The sequence below is a fragment of the Microbulbifer maximicatervae (SeqCode) genome (assembly GCF_052467825.1).
Map to the genome: position 1 here is coordinate 3,610,717 of NZ_CP174327.1, position 19,973 is coordinate 3,630,689.

Genomic DNA, 19,973 nt, shown 5'->3' on the forward strand with positions numbered 1-19,973 from the left:
AAATTGGCGGAAGTTAGTCATGTGTTTTTTTATAGAGTTTTCCCTGTTTAATTAATGGTAAAACTTCCAACAGTTCTGGTCGTGCGGAGATTTTCACCATCCGCACAATTCTGTCATAGGTGGATGCTCTGATGGTGATATGAATATCCTCTCCAGTTAAAGGAATTTTTATTTAATGTAAAAGGAAGGTTTATATTATGAATTATTCTTTTGTCTCTATATCTAAAACTCCCCAATATATCTCTCTATTCCGGTGTCTGTTCGGTATCTGCTTTTTGGGTTACCTATTGGTTGCTTGTGACTCGGATGACTCTGAAGATGTCTCAGGGACAGAGATTCCCTTAGTTACAGGCCCAAATAGCGATGCTTGTAAATTGTCTGAAAGTGAAATACATGCAACCGCTACGGGTTTGGAATACATTGTTACTCCCGATGCCTGTTTTGACTCCCTTTCAGGATATGAGTTTGAGCCAAGTTACGTAGAAATTGACGGCTTAAATATGCATTACGTGGATGTTGGGCCTGATAATGGTGAAGTTATACTGTTACTACATGGTCAACCCAGCTGGTCCTATTTATACCGAAAAATGATCCCGATCCTTGCTGATGCCGGTTACCGAGTGATTGCACCAGATCATATTGGAATGGGAAGGTCAGACAAACCGATTGACGTCACTGTACATCAGTATGAACAGCATGTTGCTTGGAATAAGGCATTTATTAATAAATTGCAATTAACTGATATCAACCTTTTCGTACAGGACTGGGGCAGTCTTATCGGTCTTCGTATTGCGGGTGATATGCCACATGTAATTGCTAGGCTGGTTGTTGCTAATGGTGATCTTCCCCTCATTCCGGTGGGTCAAAACCCCTATATTTACCCGACATTTGAGATCGATGAGTCATTGGGTGATGCAGCTACATTCTTTGCGTCAAAAGAACCTGATGGGGTGGAGGGGTTTCAGCAGTGGATTGACTATGCTGCCGGTGTGCCAGAATTAATAGCTGGAGATGTACTGCAAGTAGTAACCAGAGTTGAGCTGAGCAGTGAAGAAGTCGCAGCTTACAATGCTCCTTATCCTGCTTTCGAGTATAAAGCAGCAATCCGGGCTTTTCCTGCGATGTCGGCAGGTATTGAAATGCTGAATTTTTCAGCTTGGAAAACACTTGGAGCCTTTCATAACCCCTTTATGTTTAATGCGGGAGCTTATGATATAAAGTTGGGTAGCTTAGAGGTCCAGCAGAAGTGGGTTGAACATGTACCTGGATCAGACGGCAATGATCATAAGCGGTTTATTGCCGGTCACTTTATTCAAGACGATGTAGGCGAGGAATTGGCCATACATTTTTTAGACTTCTTGCGAAATACTACGGTTGAGGAACCATTGCAAGCTGGCGGTCCACTCTTTAATTTTCGCTATTGTGAGATATTACTTTCTTATCTAGACGGGGCTGAGGAGTCAACAGAGATTTGGGGTACCCCGGGTGTTAATTTTTGTCCCCAAAATCAGTGGGATGCTATCAACTTCAGCGATATAGAAATTGAGTATGGTGCGCTTTTTGCAATCCCTAACGGGCCGCGTTTTTTTGTGGTGGATGAAATATTAGGTGGCGATATTGTCTCACCTAGTCCGGATGATGAACACCGTTTTTTCGGTGACTTAGAAATGCGCTTATTGACTACCATGAATTATAGTTCTGATCTCGGAGAGAGTGTTTCCTATATTCCTGGACAAGTACTAAGGAATAATACTTGGTTGTTTTATGAAGGCCGTCGTGTTTATGAGCTAACTGATATCAATGGGCAGGTGTATATTATGCAATCATTTAGTCGTATTGAGGTCTCTGATCTTCAGTTTGACGATTTAAAAGATCTGGGAAGTCGCCTCAATCTGCCAGAAGGCTGGACATTTAGAAGTCGCATTCTAAGTGAGCCATTAGAAGTCTCCGCCATCGATGGTATTGCTGAGGTGGTACAAGACGACTTAGGTAATAGCTACCAGTTAGTGCCGTAATATAAATGAAGTAACATTCTTCGGTGTTATAAGGAATTACTGTTCTTTAAGAAGCCCATTTTTATTAAAGTGGGCTTCTTATGCATAGCCATACCCTTCAAGTGCATAGGTTAAGGGAGGTTTAGGTGGTCTCTATGTCAAGTTGCTAGCGCTTGTTACTTGTGACTCTGCCAATTAAACGAGTTCCGCGCTCTATCTCTGGGATTTATCTATAAATATCCTCGCTTCGCCGATATTCCGCATTTGAGGTGTTGAAACTCATTTTGTTACAGTGCCTACTATAAAACAGGAAGTTGAAGTTTTCTTTGTAGAAACCTTTTTAATGAGTTTTATGTTGCGGTCTTATAAGAATGATTAATGTAAAAAGAGCGGGTTTAGGTGTATTGGTAGTTTCATCGGTCCTAATGGGATGCTCAGTTACTGATAACCAAACTGATGTGGCCGGTAGGGAAGCTATTGACAACTCGGCACTACTCCATGATCTAGCGGATCAATATGCCGAAGCTTATTTAGAAAACTTCCAGCCGTACGCTTACTTCTCAGATATGGAGCTGGACAGGCACAACCTTTTTTTAAGTAATTCCCCCAGTAACGCTGCCTCTCTAGCGGCATCTGAGGACAGAATACTCAATAAATTGGCAGAGATAGATCTTAATGGTCTAAAAAGTGATCAAGAGAAGGTATTCTACTTCAAACTGAAAGAGCGATTAGAGTCCAATGTTGGCCTAAGGGTGTGTAAGACTGAACTCTGGTCTGTTGATCATATGTTTGGGCCTCATATCATTCTTGGCTTTTTGACCGAGGTTCAGCCGGTTGAAACAGCCCAAGAAAAGGCAGATGCGATTGAACGTTGGCTTGACGCGGCTCGTTACTATGAGCAAGAAATAGCCAATCTCCGCCGGGGGTTAGAGCAAGGTTACTCCGCACCTCAGAGTGTGGTTAAGCGAGTCATTCAGCAAGTTGGTGGCTTGACCCAAGTACCTATCGATGAGCACCCGTTCTTGGGGTTAGCGAAGAAAGCTGGGGACCCTGAGTTTGAAGCTACATTTAAACAGGTGCTTTCAGATCACGTTATCCCCTCAATGGAGAATTACAAGAATTTTCTAGAGTCTGCCTATTTACCTGAAGCCAGAGCGGAGCTTGGTATCCATGCGATTCCTAATGGCCGTGAATGTTATATGGCTCAGTATCGTTCTTATACGACTTTGCAGAGAACACCAGAAGAAGTTTTTGAGTTGGGTTTAAGGGCTGTCAACTCAAACAAGAGCGAAGTGGTTCGCTTAGGCAAGGAGTTCTATCAAGTAGATTCCTATTCTGAGGCAGTGGCAAGGGCCAGTGAGGATAAAACTCAGAAATTTAATAGCGCTGATGAGATGCATCAGTTTTATGAGCGCCTGGTTGATAAGTCTAGAGATTTAACCGTTGATTTCTTCCATGAAATGCCTTTGATCGAAATGGAAGTAAAAGCTATCCCTGAGCATGAACAGGGCTCAGGTCGCAGCGCACACTATATTCCGGGCTCCAAGGAGCGCAAGGCGAGATTTGGATATGATCCGACAACTTACAGGGATGAGTCTTACGCTTCTGCAGAGAAGGTTACTATCCACGAAGGGTACCCGGGCCATCATATGCAAATTGCTCTCGTACAAGAGCAAGAAAAGTTTCACAAAATAGAAGATGCTTTGTCTAACTCTGCTTTTGCTGAAGGTTGGGGTAGGTACTCTGAACATCTAGCGGAGGAAGCGGGAATGTATCAGTATGGGTCAACCAAGATCCTAAGGAGAGCATGGCCTGCGCGAGGTATGGTAGCGGACACCGCAATGCATGTACTCGGTTGGAGTGATGAAAAGGTTGCGGAGTTTTTGCAGGATTCTGGCGCTTCATTTGCAAAAGGCCCGAGGACTCTGATGGACCGAATGGCGGTTATGCCTGCGCAGCTTACCTCTTATGATTCTGGTGCCCTCGAGATTTTCGCCTTGCGAGAACTGATGCAAAATGAACTTGGTGAAGACTTCGATATTAAGGACTTCCACGAAATCATTCTGAGAAATGGCAATGTTCCTATGGCCGTACTAAGTGAGCAGGTAAGGGATTTCATTCAGGATAAGAAGCAAGGGTAGCTGCGTTTAAGTCTGATCTCGGGCTCGTGTTATTGCGAGCCTGAGCTACACAGTTGGGTGCCAATTAATTTTTGACTAAGTGTCAGCGCTATATAAGTTGGGTTCCCGAATTGGGCTATGTTTAATTTTTTTACTATAGTGGTTTTTTCCTTCCCAGTTACGATTTTAATCAGTCACCTAAAGTTATCTGATCTGATTAAGTACCAATTTGAGAGGTACCATGAAAAATGGCTTAGGGATGGAAGTCCGATGGCTTTGTTTTTCAAACCGAGGGGTTCTTCCTCGTATGCCTTTCATGCTGTATGTAACAGGTTGGCTCGAGGGGAGAGGCCGGATTGGATCTTTGGTGATCCTTATGCAGAAATACTCTTTGGGAAAGTGAATTTTTGGGATGAATTTTCTAAATATCACACAATTCTCTTCGCTATCTCTATATTTTTATTCCTCTGGTAGTTATTAAGGTGGTTATAAAGTGGGTAGTTAATTGTTCTCTTAAGAAGTTGCTGCTGCCTGAGTCAAAGTAACTACCCCAAATAAAGCTTCGTAATTATTAATATGAATGTTTTCAGGGGGCCTTACACTTACTAAATCCCCATTTGCCTGGACGCTAGATCCCGCATAATTTCTTCAGATCCGCCACCAATCGCATTCACTCGCACTTCACGATATATACGCTCAACACGGCTGCCGCGCATATAGCCTGCGCCGCCCAACACCTGCATAGCCTCCCGAGCGCAGAACTCAAGGGTTTCTGTGGCTTGGACTTTGAGTAGTGCGATATCCGCTACTTTGAGCTGATGTTGTTGCTCTGCCCAGGCACAGAGGTCCAGATAGGCTTGGGTGGCATTGATGCGTTGAAGCATCTGGGCAAATTTGTGTCGAATCACCTGGTGATTGGCGAGACGCTTTCCGAAAGTTTGGCGCTCCTGGGCCCACTCAATGGCATCCTGCAAGCAGACCCGGCTGAATTCTACACAGGAAGCGGCAATGCCCAGGCGCTCGCGATTGAAGTTGTGCACTATGGGCAAGAAACCTTGGTTCTCACCGCCAATTAGATTACTCGCGGGGACGCGCACCTGATCAAAAAAGATACTGGCCGTATCAGAGCACCACCAGCCCTGCTTTTTATCGAGTAGCTGCCGGCTAACGCCTTCGGCATCCGCAGGGATTAAGAGCAGGGAGATACCGCCGAAGCCTTCCTCGCCAGTGCGCACGGCAGTAGTAAACCAGTTAGCGCGCATACCGCCGGTGATATAGGTCTTTTCGCCGGTAACGATATAGTCATCCCCATCACGCTCTGCGCGGCACTGGAGATTGGCTACATCGGAGCCTGCGCCTGGTTCGGTAATTGCCAGGGAAACATGCTTTTCGCCACGTAATACCGAGGGAATAACCTGATCTTTTAGGGCCTCACTGCCATAGTGCAGTAATGGGGGCAGGGCAATGCCGTGGACCATCAGGCTGGCGTAGAGGCCACCAGCGCCGGGGCGGGCTAACTCCTCTGCGGCAACAATCATATGGAAGACATCGGTTTCGATGCCGCCGTAGTTTTCCGGATAACTCATCTGTAGAAGGCCAACTTCTGCGGCTTTTTTCCAAAGCTCGGCGGGTAGTTGGCCGTCTTCGTCCCATTGAGTGATGTAGGGAGTAATCTCGCGGTCGACAAAGCGGCGCAACTGGGTGCGCCATTCCTGATGGTCTTCGTCATAGAAGGGGCTTGCCATGCGGGAGGCATCAATATCGTACATGCTGATCTCCTTTAGGAAGTAGCGTCGCTGGGGATTTTGGCGGTTTCCGTGGGAGCGGCTTCGATCTGAACTAACAGCTGGCCACCGCGTACCTGGTCTCCTTCACAGGCGCCCAGTTTAATTACGGTACCGTCGCGGTCTGCGCGCAGGGCGTGCTCCATTTTCATGGCTTCCATTAAGGCGATAGTGTCTCCCCGCTGAACTCTTTGATTGGGCTCAACCAATACCTGCACCAGGCAACCGTCCATAGGGGCCGTGATGCGGCCACTGCCTTCGTTAAGGCTCGATTTGGCCGGGGCGTGGGTGATATCGACAAAATGAAATTGCCTGCCGTCTAACAGGAGATGCAGATTGCTTTGGTTGGCTAGGAACAATCTCTTTTGGCTAACGCCATCCAGCAGGAGTTCAGCACTATAAACTCCAGTTTCTTTGTGTGATTTCTCAAAATGGACCCACTGAATCAGGAACTGCTCGTCGCCTACTGAGATTTGATAAGAATTATCTACTAACGCCAGCAGCTCACAGTTTAGGGTTTGTCCTGAAATTTCCAGTCGGTAGTTGATCGGCACGCTGTTGTCGCCACTGCGCCAGTCACTGCGGCCGCTACGCCGATCCTGAGGGCTGGCTTGGTGCAAGTGATTAAGTAATGCGGCTTGGGCTGCAATTACTGCTGGAACTGGTTCTGCGGATGTCAGCGTGCTGTTTTGGTCGAGAAAGCTGGTATCGGCATCGCCAGCGATAAACTGTGATTCGGCCAGGATCTTCTGCAGGAAATGGATATTGTTTTTGGGGCCGATAAATTCCAGCCGGGTCAGGGCCTGAGTTAGCTTGCGCCGAGCTTCTTCTCGATCCTGCCCCCAAGCAATTAATTTGCCGAGCATGGGGTCGTAAAATGGCGTAATTTCGCAACCATTTTTCAAAGCGTGGTCGATACGGATTCCTTGTCCCTTTGGCGCTACCCAGTGGAGTACTTTTCCGGCCTGGGGCAGGAATTGTTGTTCCGGGTCTTCGGCATACAGGCGGACTTCAATGGCGTGCCCCTGCTGGGTGACTCTCTGCTGGGAAACGCACAGGGCTTCGCCGCGTGCTACTGCCAGTTGCCAAGCTACCAGGTCAAAACCGGTTACCATTTCTGTTACCGGGTGCTCTACTTGCAACCGGGTGTTCATTTCCAGGAAATAGAATTCGCCGTTGGGGCAGAGTAGAAACTCTACGGTGCCCGCGCCTAGATAACCGCAGGCTCGCGCGGCGTCGACAGCGGCTTGCCCCATTCTTTCCCGCAGCTGGGTGTTGACCGCTGGGGAAGGGCACTCTTCGACCACTTTTTGATGGCGTCGCTGTACGGAGCAATCTCGCTCCCCCAGGTGAATACAGTTGCCATGACGATCCGCAAATACCTGGATTTCGATATGGCGAGCGTTGACCAGTGCCTTTTCCAGAATCAACTCGTCGCTGCCGAATGCACTCATGGATTCACTGCGGGCAGCGCGCAACTGGGAGGCCAGCTCGTTGTTTTCGTGAGCCAGGCGCATGCCGCGCCCACCACCGCCTGCGGCAGCTTTAATCATTAACGGGAATCCAATGCGCCTCGCCTCGGCGATCAGGGTGTCGTCGTCTTGGGCACCCTGGAAGCCTGGAATACAGGGTACGCCGGCAGCGGCAACAAACTCCTTGGCTTTGCGTTTGTTGCCCATCATTTCTATGACTTCGGCACTCGGGCCAACAAAACTCAGTCCATTCTCTTCGCAAGCCCTGGCAAATTCCGCATTCTCAGCGAGAAAGCCGTAGCCAGGGTGGACGGCAGTGGCTCCGGATTTTTTAGCTGCTGCGAGAATTTTTTGGATATCCAGATAGGACTCCGCCGAAGTCTGCCCGCCAATGGCTACGGCGATATCGGCAGTCTGTGCGTGAAGTGCATCGCAGTCCGCATCGCTGTAGACGGCGACTGTGCGATAGCCTTCCGCCCGAGCAGTTCGCATAATTCGCAGTGCGATCTCGCCTCGATTGGCGATTAACAGGGTCTCTGTTGTCGACATCAGTGCTGCCACTCCGGTGATCGTTTTTCCAGAAATGCACGGGCGCCTTCGCGCCCTTCATGGCCTTGAATTGCACGGGAAAACTGCTGCGCAGCGCCGTCGAGCAGTTGGCCGAGGGCAGTCTCATCGCTTACCCGTGCAGCATCCAGCAAGATCTGCTTGGTCGTTGCCAGGGCGCCGGGAGCGCAGGCATTGATCGCGCCCAAGTGTTCCTGCAGCGCGCCTTCGAGGGCTTCGGAATTATCGAGCAGCTGGTGGATTAACCCAATTTCCAAAGCCTGCTGAGCATTGACTTTTGCTCCGCTGAGGGCCAGGCGCCGGGCCTGGGAGAGACCGACTCGCGCCACGACAAAGGGAGCAATTTGTGCAGGCGGTAAACCCAGGCGGGTTTCCGGAAGGGCAAAGCGGCAACTGCGATCGGCGATGGCAATATCGGCACTGCAAGCGAGCCCGAAACCACCGCCCATTACGGCACCTTCCAGTACGGCAATGACTATTAAAGGGGTGCGATTAAATCGTTCCATCAATTCACCGAAACGACGGTTTAGGTGAAAAAATACATCACTATTTCCATCGCTCGCGCCCTGCTGAGCATTGAGCATATCGGCAATATCGCCACCGGCGCAGAAGTTGTGTTCTGCACCCCGCAGTACCAACGCTCGCACCTGCGGATCTTCTTCCGCTTCTGCGAGTTTTTGCAGAAGCTCATCTACCATTTGCAAACTGATGGCGTTGCGCTGTTGCGGGCGATTTAGGGTGAGGTGGCGGGCGATGCCGATGGTTTCATCAATAATTGTCTCCATGGCCTGACCTCACGCGGTGGGTTTGCGTTTGCTGGGCAGTATGCCCATCAGCTTACAGATAATGCCGAGCATTACTTCATCTGCACCGCCGCCGATAGCGGTGAGACGGCTATCCCGGTAAGCGCGGTTGATTACAGTCTCCTCGATATAGCCCATGCCACCCCAGAACTGCAGGCACTGATCGGGAATAGAGCGGGACAGGCGACCAGCCTTGAGCTTGGCCATTGAAGCAAGGGTAGTGACATCTTCACCGGCTACATAAGCTTCCACCGCGCGCCAGGTTAGAGAGCGCAGGCATTCCACTTCGGTCTGCATTTCTGCGAGGGCAAAGTGGATAGTTTGATTGTCGATCAATGGCGCTTTAAAGGCATGGCGTTCGCGCACATAGTCGATGGTGCTGGTTACACAGTGCTCCAGGCCTTTTAAGTTCAGCGCGGCGCCGGCGAGGCGTTCTTCCTGGAACTGAAGCATCTGCAATAGGAATCCGGCACCTTCATCGCCGATACGGAAATGTTTGGGCACCCGTACATTGTCAAAAAAGATGGGAGCGGTTTCCGATGAGCGCATGCCTAATTTGTCGAGTTTTTCGCCGATGCGTACACCAGGCGTTTTCGCCGGAATAATGACCAGGGATTTGTTGCTATGGGCTTTGCCCTCACTGGTATTGACCAGGGTGCAGAAAAAATCGGCGCAAGGGGCGTTGGTGATCCACATCTTGCTGCCGTTAATCATATAGTCGTCGCCATCGCTCTTGGCGGTGGTCTTAATCGAAGCAACATCGGAACCGGCGCCGGGTTCGGAAACGGCAATTGCACCGATCATCTCGCCACTCACAGCGGGAATCAGGAACTGCTCTTTCAGATCCTGGCTGCCAAAATTAGCCAGAGCCGGGGTGCACATGGAGGTTTGCACTGAAATTGACAGGGGTACGCCGCCACAGTGGGCGCTGCCCAGCTCTTCCAGGAAAACGGTTTCGTAACTGAAGTCGAGGCCCAGACCACCGAAGTCCGTGGACTTGCTGATGCCCAGCAGGCCCAGGTTGGCCAGTTGTTGGAAAATTTCGTGGATAGGAAAGCGGCCGGCCTTTTCCCATTCCGCCACATTGGGATTGATTTCCTGCTGTACAAAGTTTTGTACAGTGCGCTGCAGTTCCCGGTGTTGATCGCTAAATATCATTATTGTTTTCCCTGCCTTGAAGTGTGAACCCGGTGATTGTGTTAATGGGCAACCGCACTTCCTTGTTGCCCCGGTTTTTCGTTAGAACCTAGCTACGCCAAAGGTATTTTTATTGAGTTTTCTCTGCTCGGCCTCATTGCAAATTTCTAGCAACATGCCTAAAAGTTTGCGTGTATCGCGGGGATCGATAATGCCGTCATCCCAGAGGCGTGCACTGCAGGCGAGAGCATCGGAATTGCCATGCATAAATGCGCTGGTGTCATTTTCCAATTTGTCCAATACAGTCTCATCCACATTGCCACTGCGTTGCATTTTTTGCTCGGTGACGATGCGCATTACCTTGCCGGCCTGGGCTGCGCCCATAACTGCGGTGCGGGAATTGGGCCAGGCAAAAATAAAGCGGGGATCGAATCCGCGACCGCACATGGCGTAGTTGCCGGCCCCGTAGGAACCGCCCACGACAATACTGAGTTTTGGTACGCTGGCATTGGCCACGGCCTGAATCATTTTGGCCCCGTGCTTGATGATGCCGTTGCGCTCCACCTCGGTACCCACCATAAAGCCGGTGGTGTTATGTAAAAACAGCAGTGGAGTGCCACTCTGTTCGCACAACTGAATAAACTGCGCGGCCTTGTTGGCCCCCTTGGGGGTGATCGGGCCGTTATTCCCAATAATTCCTACAGGAAAGCCTTCAATACGAATATGGCCACATACGGTTTGTCGATCGAATTCCGGCTTGAAATCCAGCATGGCAGAGCCGTCGGCTACACGAGCGAGAATTTCGCGCACGTCGTAGGGCTTTTTGCTGTCTGCTGGAATCAGGCCGAGCAGGTCGTCGATAGGATGCAATGGGTCTCGGTAGTCTTTTTGTACTGAGCTTTTAATGGGTGAGGGTAGGGTGGCAATAATTTCCCTTGCTATGCGGATACCATCAGCGTCGTTCTCAGCTAAGTAATCGCCACTGCCAGATTCGGTACAGTGCATTTCCGCTCCGCCGAGGCTTTCCGCATCGGCAATTTCACCGGTGGCTGCTTTCAGTAGCGGCGGCCCAGCCAGATACATACCGGTTTGCCCGCGTACCATGACCACATAATCTGACAGGCCTGGCTGGTAAGCACCGCCGGCAGTAGCGCCGCCATGTACCACGGTTACTTGCGGAATACCGGCAGCGGACATTCGAGCCTGGTTAGCAAACCCCCGCCCGCCGGGAGCGAAAGTGTCGCTGGCATACATCAGGTTGGCACCACCACTTTGTGCCAGGGCGACAATCGGCAAATGATTCTCCAGAGCGATCCTCTGCATTCGCAGGGCTTTATCCATCCCGGCTGGTGAGATGGTGCCACCTTTTACGGCATAGTTATCCACCCGAACCATGCAACGTTGTCCGCTGACCTGGCCAATGCCACAAATGGCTCCGCCACCCGCACCGGTACCATCCTGGTCGTCAAAAAGTTTATAGCCGGCAAGGGAGCACAGCTCAACAAAAGGTGCGCCGGGGTCGAGCAATAAATTAAGGCGCTCCCTTGGCAGCAGCCAGCCCCTGTCACGATAGCGCGCAGCCTTACTTTTCTCTGCCTGTACCGGACGTTGCTCAGCTTCACGAAAATGGTTGATCTGCTCCAGCATGGCAGCTTGGTTGTCATTGAACTCTGCCGAGCGGTTGTCGAGCTGGGAATCAATCGGCTGCATTAGAGCTTGCCCTCCGCTTCCAATTCTTCCACTACCTGCGGCCGGCGTTTGCGGTGGAATCCGTTGAAGCGCTTAGAGTTACGGGCCGCCTGTGGCTGCCAAAGGGGAGAGTGATGTTTGAGACTCGAGCCACCATCGATACGCAGCGTTTGTCCAGTGATATAGCTGGCGGCATCGGAAAGCAGGAAGCACACGGCCCCACTAATTTCCGCTTCCTCTCCCAATCGATAGAGGGGAATACTGTCTCGGAAGCCCGGTAATAGCTCGCGCAGGAATTTGGGGTCGTAAGTATCAAAGCCGCTGGAGAGAATATAGCCTGGTGCTACAGCATTAACTCGAACCCCAAAAGGTGCCCACTCTAAGGCGGAGGTTTCGGTAATATTTTCCATGCCTGCTCGAGCGGCACCGGAATGGCCCATCATTGGCATACCGCCGGCGTTATCTGCGGTGATATTTACGATACTGCCGCCGTGCTGTTTCATAGATTGAACAAAAACTTCTCGGGACATTAAAAAGCCACCGAGCAGGTTACTGCGTACAACAGCATCAAAACCTTTTGTGTTGATCTGCTCAAGGGGGGAGGGGAACTGGCCACCGGCATTGTTCACTAATCCGTGAATTTGGCCCCGGGCCTGGACTATTTGCCCCACTGTCTCCTGCACTCCTTCTTCATCGCGGATGTCCAGGCTGAATAAACTGCACTCGCCAGCATCGTTGTTGATCTCGCCGGCAACCCTTTCCAGCTTGTCCAGTTTGCGCCCGATCAATACTACATGGGCGCCGAGGCTGGCCAGTTCGTGGGCGATGCAGCGTCCAATACCGCTGCCGCCGCCGGTGACGATATAGGTTTGCTCGCTAAAGCTGCCGGAGCGCAGCTGGCTTTGATAGCGCATGAAAGTTTCCTTTTTTACGGCCTTACGGCTTATTCAGTTTTTATTGTTCTTGTCGGCGCTTGCGCCTGCGTGTGGGAAAACGCAGAATAGCTTAACGCTACCAAGCAAGCGCTTGGTATTCAATACTTGGCGCCTATTTGATTAAAAATTCTCAGGGCCGTTAAGATGTTTGACTCAAATTGATCAATACGGGGAGTGGTTCGTGATTGAAAGTGGGCAGGATTTAGTGAGAGTTCCCGAAGAGTTATCGCCGCAGCAGCTGGTAGGTGCTTTGGTGGCAGAGGGAGTGCTAACAGATCCTGAATCTGCCCGTGGACGTTTGCTGAATGCTGCAGCGCGGTTGTTTGAGCAAAAAGGGTTTGCCCGGACAACAGTGCGGGATCTCGCTGCTGAAGTGGGTATTTTGTCTGGCAGTATTTTTCATCATTTCTCCAGTAAGGAGCAGATTCTCTGTGAAGTAATGCGGGAGGTGACGATATTTGCCGGTGCGCGAATGCGAACCGCGGCGGAACAGAGTCGAACACCGCAAGAGAGGCTTCAGGCCTGTATTCAGTGTGAATTAGAGGCTATTCATGGGTTGGCAGTACCAGGTTTTTCTATCCTGGTAGTGGAATGGAGAAGCCTATCCGAAGAAAGTCAGCAGGAGGTTTTGCGCCTAAGGGAGGAGTATGAGCAGATATGGCTGGACGCTATTGAGGCCGCCGAGTGTCCTGGTGGTGATCCCGCACTGGTAAGGCGTTTGCTGGTCGGTGCCTTGAGTCACACATACAGTTGGTATAAGCCGAGAGATAAGGGGTTGTCTATTCCAGATCTGGCGGCGCGTGTTCTAGCGATATTCACTCCCTGATTTCTTTCTAAATTGGCAAAGCGTGCCAGAAAAACTGTGAACTTTGCCTTCTTTCCTGCCATTTTTGTTTTTGAACTGGCTTGGTGAGAACTGGTGCGCAACTGATTTTCTCTGAATCTTTTACTCTCCGCGCAAGATGTAATAAATGTGACAATTTGCGTCACTTGGTGACAGGAGAGGGAGATGGCGGGCCAGGATTTGTACCAGGTGGTTTCCACGGGAAGGACACTTCACGCCAAAGAACCGGGTCCGGTTATCCGGGATGTGGCGAAGTTGTTCTCTATCTCGGAGCCCCAGGCGCGCAGGCTGCTACTAAAAGGCTGGGTAATTAAAGATCGGTTGGTTTCTGACCAGGCGCTGGAGTTTCGTACCAGTCTGCAGAAAATTGGCCTGCGAGTGGAGGTTTGTCCGGCGGGACGGTTTGATAACCGCGAGCTGATTGCAAAGATAAAAGTCGCCCAGCGGCGCAAGGCCCAGGTCAATGCTGCATCGGTGGATGCGCTGGATAAGTCGCGCGCTGGTACTGACCCTTTTGTTCCTGTTAGCCAGAAAACTCTCGAAGCAGACGAGCCCCAGAAAGTCGTTTCATCCACTACTGCCGCAGGCAACCCAGCAATAAAGCCGGAAGGCTCCCAGGGTTCGGTTGAGTGGTATTTATCTGATGCAGGCCGATTACAGGCTGACAGTGTCACCAGTCAGGGAAAGGCAGTTTGGGGAGTGGTCAAAGCAGTAATCGTGCCTTCAATATTCTGGTTGGTACTGTTCGCTTGTGTTTTCTCCAGTGGATATGCCCTATGGCAAATCCCTATGGCTGTTTGGCAGGGAGAACTTACCTGGGTGGGGGTGTCGCTGAGTATTTTAACCGTACTTCTCGCCCTGCTTGTTGGTCTGCTGTTTGCCTGGCCATTTTTCTGCTTATCCTCCCGTTTGCGAGAATCATCGGAGCCCCGTCAGCTGTTGCCCTCTGAAGGTAAGGAGGCCTTGAAGTTAATTAATTCATTGGTCGATAAGTTAGGGCTGCCAAAGATCAGCCAGGTCTTTGTAAGTGCAGACTCCCATATTCTGTCCCAGCCGGGATTTCTCCAGGTTTTTAGGCAGAATTTACCACTTACGGTAGGGCTTGCCAGCGTCGCCTCATTGAACGGAAAGGAGGTCCTGGCACTCGTGGGCCGGGGGCTCGCCTTTTATCGCGGCCGTTTGCTCGGCGCACTTGGTTGGTTGACTTACGGCACCGTGCAGCGATTGGAACTGATGCAGTGGGCTTTTGAAAATGAGCGCAGTGTTGTTAGCCCGGATAATGCTCCGGGAGCATTGGCCGCGCCATTTCACCGTATGCTAGTGACAGGTGGATATATTTTGCTCCCTATCTTGCAGCGCCTGGAGGCACTGCATTGCCGCTTAACCGCAGGCAGTGCCGTAATGCTACAGGAGAGGGCTGACGGTGTTGCGGCGCAGATAATAGGTAGTGATGCGTTGGCAGACTTCGCCTGGAAGTGGCACCGGTTAGTGCACGCAGATCTCTTAGTGACAGAAATTAATCGCGAAGCCCAGGCGCTGGGACGCAGTTGTGCAAATATTCCTGATGCCGTCCGCTGGATGCAGGAGAACCTGGATGTTGATACCTGCGATGTGGTTGAGGCTGCTATGACGCAGGCCAGGGATCCCTGGGATATTCAGCAGGCGATCGACAGTGAATGTGTAACGGTGTTGATTGAGCGGGAGTTTGTGGGGCAGGTTAGATCTGCGATACCCCTGCAATCCATGTTTGTGGACTTTGCCGGCCTGACGACCGCTGTGACCTCTGAAGTTGCTGGCAAAGACTGCGAGATGGTCGAAAACCGACTTTTACTGAGTTCAAGTAAGGAGTCAGAGGAGTCTGCTGAGGTACTGGACGAGTATTTCAATCGCCTGGCGCCCTTGACCCTGATGCCTCTGCGCAGGCCATCCTCTGCGGAAATGCAGGCGCTGGATCTGCAGGGCACTATCGATTGGCTGCGCAGTAAACTGGTGGAGTTGCGTGATTTGCGTGGACGCCGGGAGGACTTGCAGATCAGGGTTTTTACAATGCAGCTGGGAGCGGCGCTGATACGCGGCAAAATCCCTTTTACCGCTGAAGACTTTTGCTTGAAGGGGGCCAGCCTTGCAGGAGCTCAAGAGCAGATCGCTGTTAAGCGCGCTGAACTGGAGGAGTCACACAAGCAATTACAGCAGATTTATGGTGTTTTCTATCAGCGCCTGTGTCTATCCCTGGTAACTATGCCTACGGATCAGCGTCAGACAGCCAGGAACCAGCTGCGCCATTTGGCCGCCTACGATAGCTTGGCACCGCATCTGGAGCGGCTCGCCGGTTATAGCCACTCGCTGGCAATATTTGCCCAGCACCTATCACCAGAGTTGAATGAAAGGGAGCTGCTGCAAAAATATACAGCGCTGTCTTTGCGAGAGATAGATGCCATAGTAGCGGCAGTGGAGAGTTCGGCTCTATTAAAGGAGCAAGGGGTGGCTGCGGCAATAAATTTGAAAGCTCAGGGGGAGCCTTTCAGGCAGCTGCCACAAGGGCGACAGGAAGTGCTGGATTCTCTGAAGGTTATGGAATCGCGTTGCAAACACATTCGCGCTGCGATTCTGGAACACTATCATATCCAGCTAGCCGCCTTGCTGAGTCAGTGTTTGGAGCGGGAAAAGCAGTTGCAGTTAAAGCCACTGCGACTGCTTAAGGCCGGCTAACCGCCGGCCAGTTTTACCGTGTGGTTGCGAGATTCCAGGAGTGTTTTGATCTCAGTACGCTTGTCACCCTGAATCTCAATCACCCCATCTTTGAGGGCGCCACCGCAGCCACAGCGCTTCTTGAGCTCTGCCAGGAGCAGCTTGAGTTCGCTGTCAGTGCCTGGCAGCCCGCGTACGCAAGTCACCCCTTTTCCTTTGCGGCCCTTGGTTTCCCTTTGGATTCGAACTATGCCATCTCCATCACGGCGCTTCTCTGTCCTGGATTCCTCTTTAATTCGACCGAGGTCAGTTGAATAGACGAGACGATTCTCCTTAGCCATGGCTGGGAATACTCCGTTGGTATTTGCTGAAAATGCCGGGAATTGTGCCCGAGGTGCGCAGGATATCAAAGCCGCTGTAAACGATGTTGAAAATGGGGCGACCCCTGGGGCTTGAGAGGTTAGAATTTTGCCGCAATATGAAACAGCAGCGTAGTTGAGGTGATAGATGGCGTTGACGGGACGTCGCAAACTGCTCAATGAGGTTATTTTCGGAACCGAGACCCGGGCAGGGCGGAATTTTGATGTTTTTTTGATCTGGGCGATCCTGATCAGCGTGGGTTTGGTGCTCCTGACCTCCATAGGTACGGTGCGCGACCGCTATGAGCACTTACTCATCGGCCTGGAATGGGTATTTACTGGTCTCTTCACCATTGAATATATCGCCCGGATATATTGCACGGTGAATCGCCGCAAATATATTTTCAGTTTCTATGGGATTGTGGACCTGCTCGCAATTCTCCCTAGTTACTTGGCGCTTCTCTATACCGGCGCCACTTATCTTTTGGTGATTCGCCTGTTGCGGGTGCTGCGGATCTTCCGAATCCTGAAGTTGGTTCGCTACTTACGTGATGCCAACGTCTTGTTGCGAGCCCTCGGGCTGGCCCGGCGCAAAATCCTGGTCTTTTACTCCAGTGTTTTGGTTATGTGCATTATTTTTGGTTCCCTGATGTTTGTGGTGGAGGGGCCAGGCCACGGATTTACCAGTATTCCCACGAGTGTTTATTGGGCCATTGTGACCATCACAACCGTTGGTTATGGCGATATCTCTCCGCAAACGCCTTTGGGGCAGGGCATTGCTGCAATGACCATGCTGATTGGTTACTCAATTATTGCAGTGCCTACCGGCATTCTAACGGCGGAATTGGCTGGAGAAATGCATCGGGAGCGAGTGCAACAGCGCTGTGATAACTGCAGCCGTAGTGCCCATGACCCAGATGCGGAATACTGCAAATTCTGTGGCCATCGCCTGGAGGATATGGAAGAGAGCGAAGCGCTGTAAGTTATTCCCACTTTGTCACTGCCGGCCAACACAGGGCCGGCAGCGATTTATCAGCTTATGGTTTTACCATTCATCAGGGACGCGGACTGCTATGACTTCTGCCTTGGCGCAGAGGCGTCCATTGCTGGTGAGATTGCAGTGCAGAACAGTTTTCTTGGAGGAGCGCTGAACAATAGTGGCTTCGAGAATGACCGGTTTATCGATGGCAGCCGGTGCCAGATAGCTAATATCCAGTTTGCCGGTGGCATACCAGATCTTGTCACCAGTGCCGACAGCTCGTCCGGCTTGCAGGTAACCATCGGCGATGGCTGTGCATACGGTATGGCAGTCGATAACCGTAGCGATAATTCCACCGTTTAAATATTGAGCAGGTCCAGCATTGTGATGGGAGCTGGGAAGGAACTCGCAGCGGGTTTGATCCTTCTCGGTCCAGTAGCTTTTAATACGCAGGCCCTGGTCATTGTCTGGGCCACAGCCGAAGCAATGATTGCCCTGGATCTGATCTTGAATTGCGCTTTCCTGAGTCATATTTATCCCTCGCTATGAGCGCGCAATACTACCGATTTGCGCCGCAGAGTGGAAGAAACTACCCTTGCGGGCTTGCAACAGAGTTATCCGAATTATCTGGACGTAAATACATGGACATATACGGCTTTTGTGCCCCTGGTTTAGAGGCTCTTTACGATGCTTTTGCCAGAAATTTTCGCGAGTGCGGCGATACAGGAGCGGCCTTTGCCGTGCGCCAGCACGGAGAATTAATCTGTTCCCTGTGGGCGGGAAGTGCAGATCGAGGTGCAGAGAGGCCATTTACCGAAGATACGTTGGCCAATGTATTCTCTTCTTCCAAAGGTATTCTCGCAGTATTGGCGATGCAGCAAGTTGCCGCAGGCAAACTGGATTTGGATCGCCCGGTAGCGGATTACTGGCCTGAATTTGCCCCAGGCAAAGAAACTGTCACCGCACGCCAATTGCTGTGCCACCGCAGCGGACTTGTCGCTTTCCGAGAGCGGGTAAAAGACAGTTTGATTTACGATTGGCAGGCGGCTTGCGACCAGGTGGCTGGCAGCGAGCCTTGGTGGAAGCCCGGAAGTGCACAGGGTTACGCCCCATTTTTATACGGCTGGAGCTTGGGTGGGTTAATTGAAAGGGTTGCTGAAAAACCCTTGTTGGAACTTTATCGGGAATTGCTAGCCAAACCCCTCAATCTTGATGGGGGCTTTGGGGCAAACGGACATCGTTCGCAGAGAATTGCCGATGTCAGCCCGCTGAAACAACCCTTACCAGAGCTTCGGGAAAATGCCATTGGCCGCGCCATAAAAGAAGACCGCAAAGGGCCTGTTGCGATGGCATTTAGCAACCCGGTGAGCTTGATGATGGGTACCAATAGCTCCGAGTGGCGCGGTGCCTTAATTCCTGCAGCCAATGGCCACTTCAGTGCGAGAGACCTGGCAGCGGTTTACGGTGAACTCACCTGTGACGAGCCGACTATTTTGTCCAAGCGGTTGATAGATGAAGCGGCAAAGGAGCAGAGTCATGGCCACGATAAAGTATTGCAGGCTGAGGTGAGTTTTGGTTGTGGCTTTATTCGCAGCAGTTCCGCGGCGGACTTGCGCTTTGGGGGTAGCCAGGGCTTTGGCCATCCGGGAGCGGGTGGTAGTGTCGGCTTTGCTGATCCGGAAAGAGGGCTGGGCTTCGGATACGTGACAACTCGTTTGGGGCAGAGCTTATTTATGGATCGTCGAGCGGTCGGTCTGGTAGATGTTCTTTACGGGTTATTGTGATGACTGAAGAAATAAAGGCTCTGGTAGAGCGGGTCGATGAACTGGAGAGCCGTTTGGCTTTCCAGGAAGACACTATAAGCCAATTAAATGATGTGATTACTCGTCAGGATACGGATATTCGCACTCTACTCGCACATATGCGCGAGTTGGGCGAAAAGTATCGGACGATTGCTTTTGAGATGCAGGGGGCCGGCAAGCCGCTGGATGAAAAACCTCCGCATTACTAATTCAGTTGTTACAAAAGGGTTTTTATAGAAGTCCACAGAGGCTGGCATGAAATTTTTTTGTTACTAAGTGACAGACATAGAGGTATTCGCTGCCTCTTGGGGGTGACTTTAAAAACAAAAGCGTCTAAAAAAAATTGCCTCAGTGGAGCGTGAGGCTATTGACAAACTTTTCCACATACGCAGTTGGTAAAATTTGCCCTCAAACAAGAAGATATCCACCGCTATTTGACGTCAAGGCAGATTTCTAACTTGTTGTTTTTAAAAGGAAAACTGAAGAGTTTAAAAAATGTGCAAAACGCTGTAGGCGAGAGTTTACGCCGGCTGGCGCCATGGATAGCGTATTAGTGCACAGTTTTATCCACAGATTTTGTGGAAGACCGGGAAGCTGATCACTTCTTGCTCGCTACTTTGTCCGTCATTGGTACGTAGTTATGAATAGTTAGTACGTAATGGGGACTAGTCAGTAGAACTGACAATAAATTCGCTTTAGTCTATGGAAAATTTCATTGGGTTGGTTCAGCCGCCAGTCAGATAGTGTGTTGAACAATACAGAGATTGCACAAGACATGTGTAGCTCAATACCCGTTACTT

At 50.9% G+C, this 19,973-nt stretch carries 15 protein-coding genes; 7 read left to right on the top strand and 8 right to left on the bottom strand.

Annotated features, from left to right (window positions below; genetic code table 11):
- The first annotated feature begins 197 nt into the window (after positions 1–197).
- Positions 198–2,015: a haloalkane dehalogenase gene (locus ACJJII_RS16140; protein ID WP_444916926.1), complete on the top strand. Its 1,818-nt coding sequence runs from the start codon at positions 198–200 to the stop codon at positions 2,013–2,015.
- A gap of 350 nt (positions 2,016–2,365) precedes the next feature.
- Complete coding sequence (locus ACJJII_RS16145; protein WP_444916927.1) at positions 2,366–4,135, top strand: DUF885 domain-containing protein; 1,770 nt, start codon at positions 2,366–2,368, stop codon at positions 4,133–4,135.
- Between the two features lie 584 nt (positions 4,136–4,719).
- Here the strand turns inward: ACJJII_RS16145 and ACJJII_RS16150 are convergent.
- The 6 genes from ACJJII_RS16150 to ACJJII_RS16175 all read right to left on the bottom strand — a co-directional run bounded on the left by ACJJII_RS16150 (position 4,720) and on the right by ACJJII_RS16175 (position 12,480).
- Positions 4,720–5,883 (bottom strand): acyl-CoA dehydrogenase family protein, encoded by a 1,164-nt coding sequence (locus ACJJII_RS16150; protein WP_444916928.1) that lies wholly within the window; start codon positions 5,881–5,883, stop codon positions 4,720–4,722.
- 11 nt (positions 5,884–5,894) lie between these two features.
- Entirely contained in the window at positions 5,895–7,919 is a 2,025-nt protein-coding gene (locus tag ACJJII_RS16155; protein ID WP_444916929.1) for an acetyl/propionyl/methylcrotonyl-CoA carboxylase subunit alpha, read from the bottom strand.
- A complete protein-coding gene (locus tag ACJJII_RS16160; RefSeq protein ID WP_282933179.1) occupies positions 7,919–8,722 on the bottom strand; it encodes an enoyl-CoA hydratase/isomerase family protein in 804 nt (267 codons plus the stop codon). The genes ACJJII_RS16155 and ACJJII_RS16160 overlap by 1 nt, the downstream gene beginning before the upstream one ends.
- 9 nt (positions 8,723–8,731) lie before the next feature.
- A complete protein-coding gene (locus ACJJII_RS16165) occupies positions 8,732–9,898 on the bottom strand; it encodes an acyl-CoA dehydrogenase family protein (RefSeq protein WP_444916930.1) in 1,167 nt (388 codons plus the stop codon).
- Between the two features lie 81 nt (positions 9,899–9,979).
- Positions 9,980–11,587, bottom strand: coding sequence for an acyl-CoA carboxylase subunit beta (locus tag ACJJII_RS16170; RefSeq protein WP_282933177.1), 1,608 nt, complete (start codon positions 11,585–11,587; stop codon positions 9,980–9,982).
- Positions 11,587–12,480: an SDR family oxidoreductase gene (locus ACJJII_RS16175; protein ID WP_444894137.1), complete on the bottom strand. Its 894-nt coding sequence runs from the start codon at positions 12,478–12,480 to the stop codon at positions 11,587–11,589. The genes ACJJII_RS16170 and ACJJII_RS16175 overlap by 1 nt, the downstream gene beginning before the upstream one ends.
- A gap of 202 nt (positions 12,481–12,682) precedes the next feature.
- Between ACJJII_RS16175 and ACJJII_RS16180 the strand changes: the two genes are divergently transcribed.
- On the top strand, positions 12,683–13,327 hold the full coding sequence (locus tag ACJJII_RS16180) for a TetR/AcrR family transcriptional regulator (RefSeq protein ID WP_444897600.1): 645 nt from the start codon (positions 12,683–12,685) through the stop codon (positions 13,325–13,327).
- 183 nt (positions 13,328–13,510) lie between these two features.
- The gene (locus ACJJII_RS16185) at positions 13,511–16,054 is read left to right on the top strand and encodes a mevalonate kinase (RefSeq protein ID WP_444916931.1); all 2,544 of its coding nucleotides are present in this window, start codon (positions 13,511–13,513) and stop codon (positions 16,052–16,054) included.
- On the opposite strand, the gene yciH is transcribed toward ACJJII_RS16185, so the two are convergent.
- On the bottom strand, positions 16,051–16,374 hold the full coding sequence (yciH, locus tag ACJJII_RS16190; RefSeq protein WP_444916932.1) for a stress response translation initiation inhibitor YciH: 324 nt from the start codon (positions 16,372–16,374) through the stop codon (positions 16,051–16,053). The two genes, ACJJII_RS16185 and yciH, sit on opposite strands and share 4 nt — an antisense overlap.
- A 166-nt stretch (positions 16,375–16,540) precedes the next feature.
- Here yciH and ACJJII_RS16195 point away from each other — a divergent pair, with 166 nt between their 5' ends.
- A complete protein-coding gene (locus tag ACJJII_RS16195) occupies positions 16,541–17,374 on the top strand; it encodes an ion transporter (protein WP_413665480.1) in 834 nt (277 codons plus the stop codon).
- A gap of 63 nt (positions 17,375–17,437) precedes the next feature.
- Here ACJJII_RS16195 and ACJJII_RS16200 read toward each other — a convergent pair whose 3' ends face one another.
- A complete protein-coding gene (locus ACJJII_RS16200) occupies positions 17,438–17,902 on the bottom strand; it encodes a PaaI family thioesterase (RefSeq protein ID WP_282933171.1) in 465 nt (154 codons plus the stop codon).
- A 110-nt stretch (positions 17,903–18,012) separates the two neighbouring features.
- On the opposite strand from ACJJII_RS16200, the gene ACJJII_RS16205 reads away from it, so the two are divergent.
- The gene (locus ACJJII_RS16205; protein ID WP_444916933.1) at positions 18,013–19,155 is read left to right on the top strand and encodes a serine hydrolase domain-containing protein; all 1,143 of its coding nucleotides are present in this window, start codon (positions 18,013–18,015) and stop codon (positions 19,153–19,155) included.
- The gene (locus ACJJII_RS16210) at positions 19,155–19,382 is read left to right on the top strand and encodes a SlyX family protein (RefSeq protein WP_282933169.1); all 228 of its coding nucleotides are present in this window, start codon (positions 19,155–19,157) and stop codon (positions 19,380–19,382) included. The genes ACJJII_RS16205 and ACJJII_RS16210 overlap by 1 nt, the downstream gene beginning before the upstream one ends.
- The last annotated feature ends 591 nt before the right edge of the window (positions 19,383–19,973 follow it).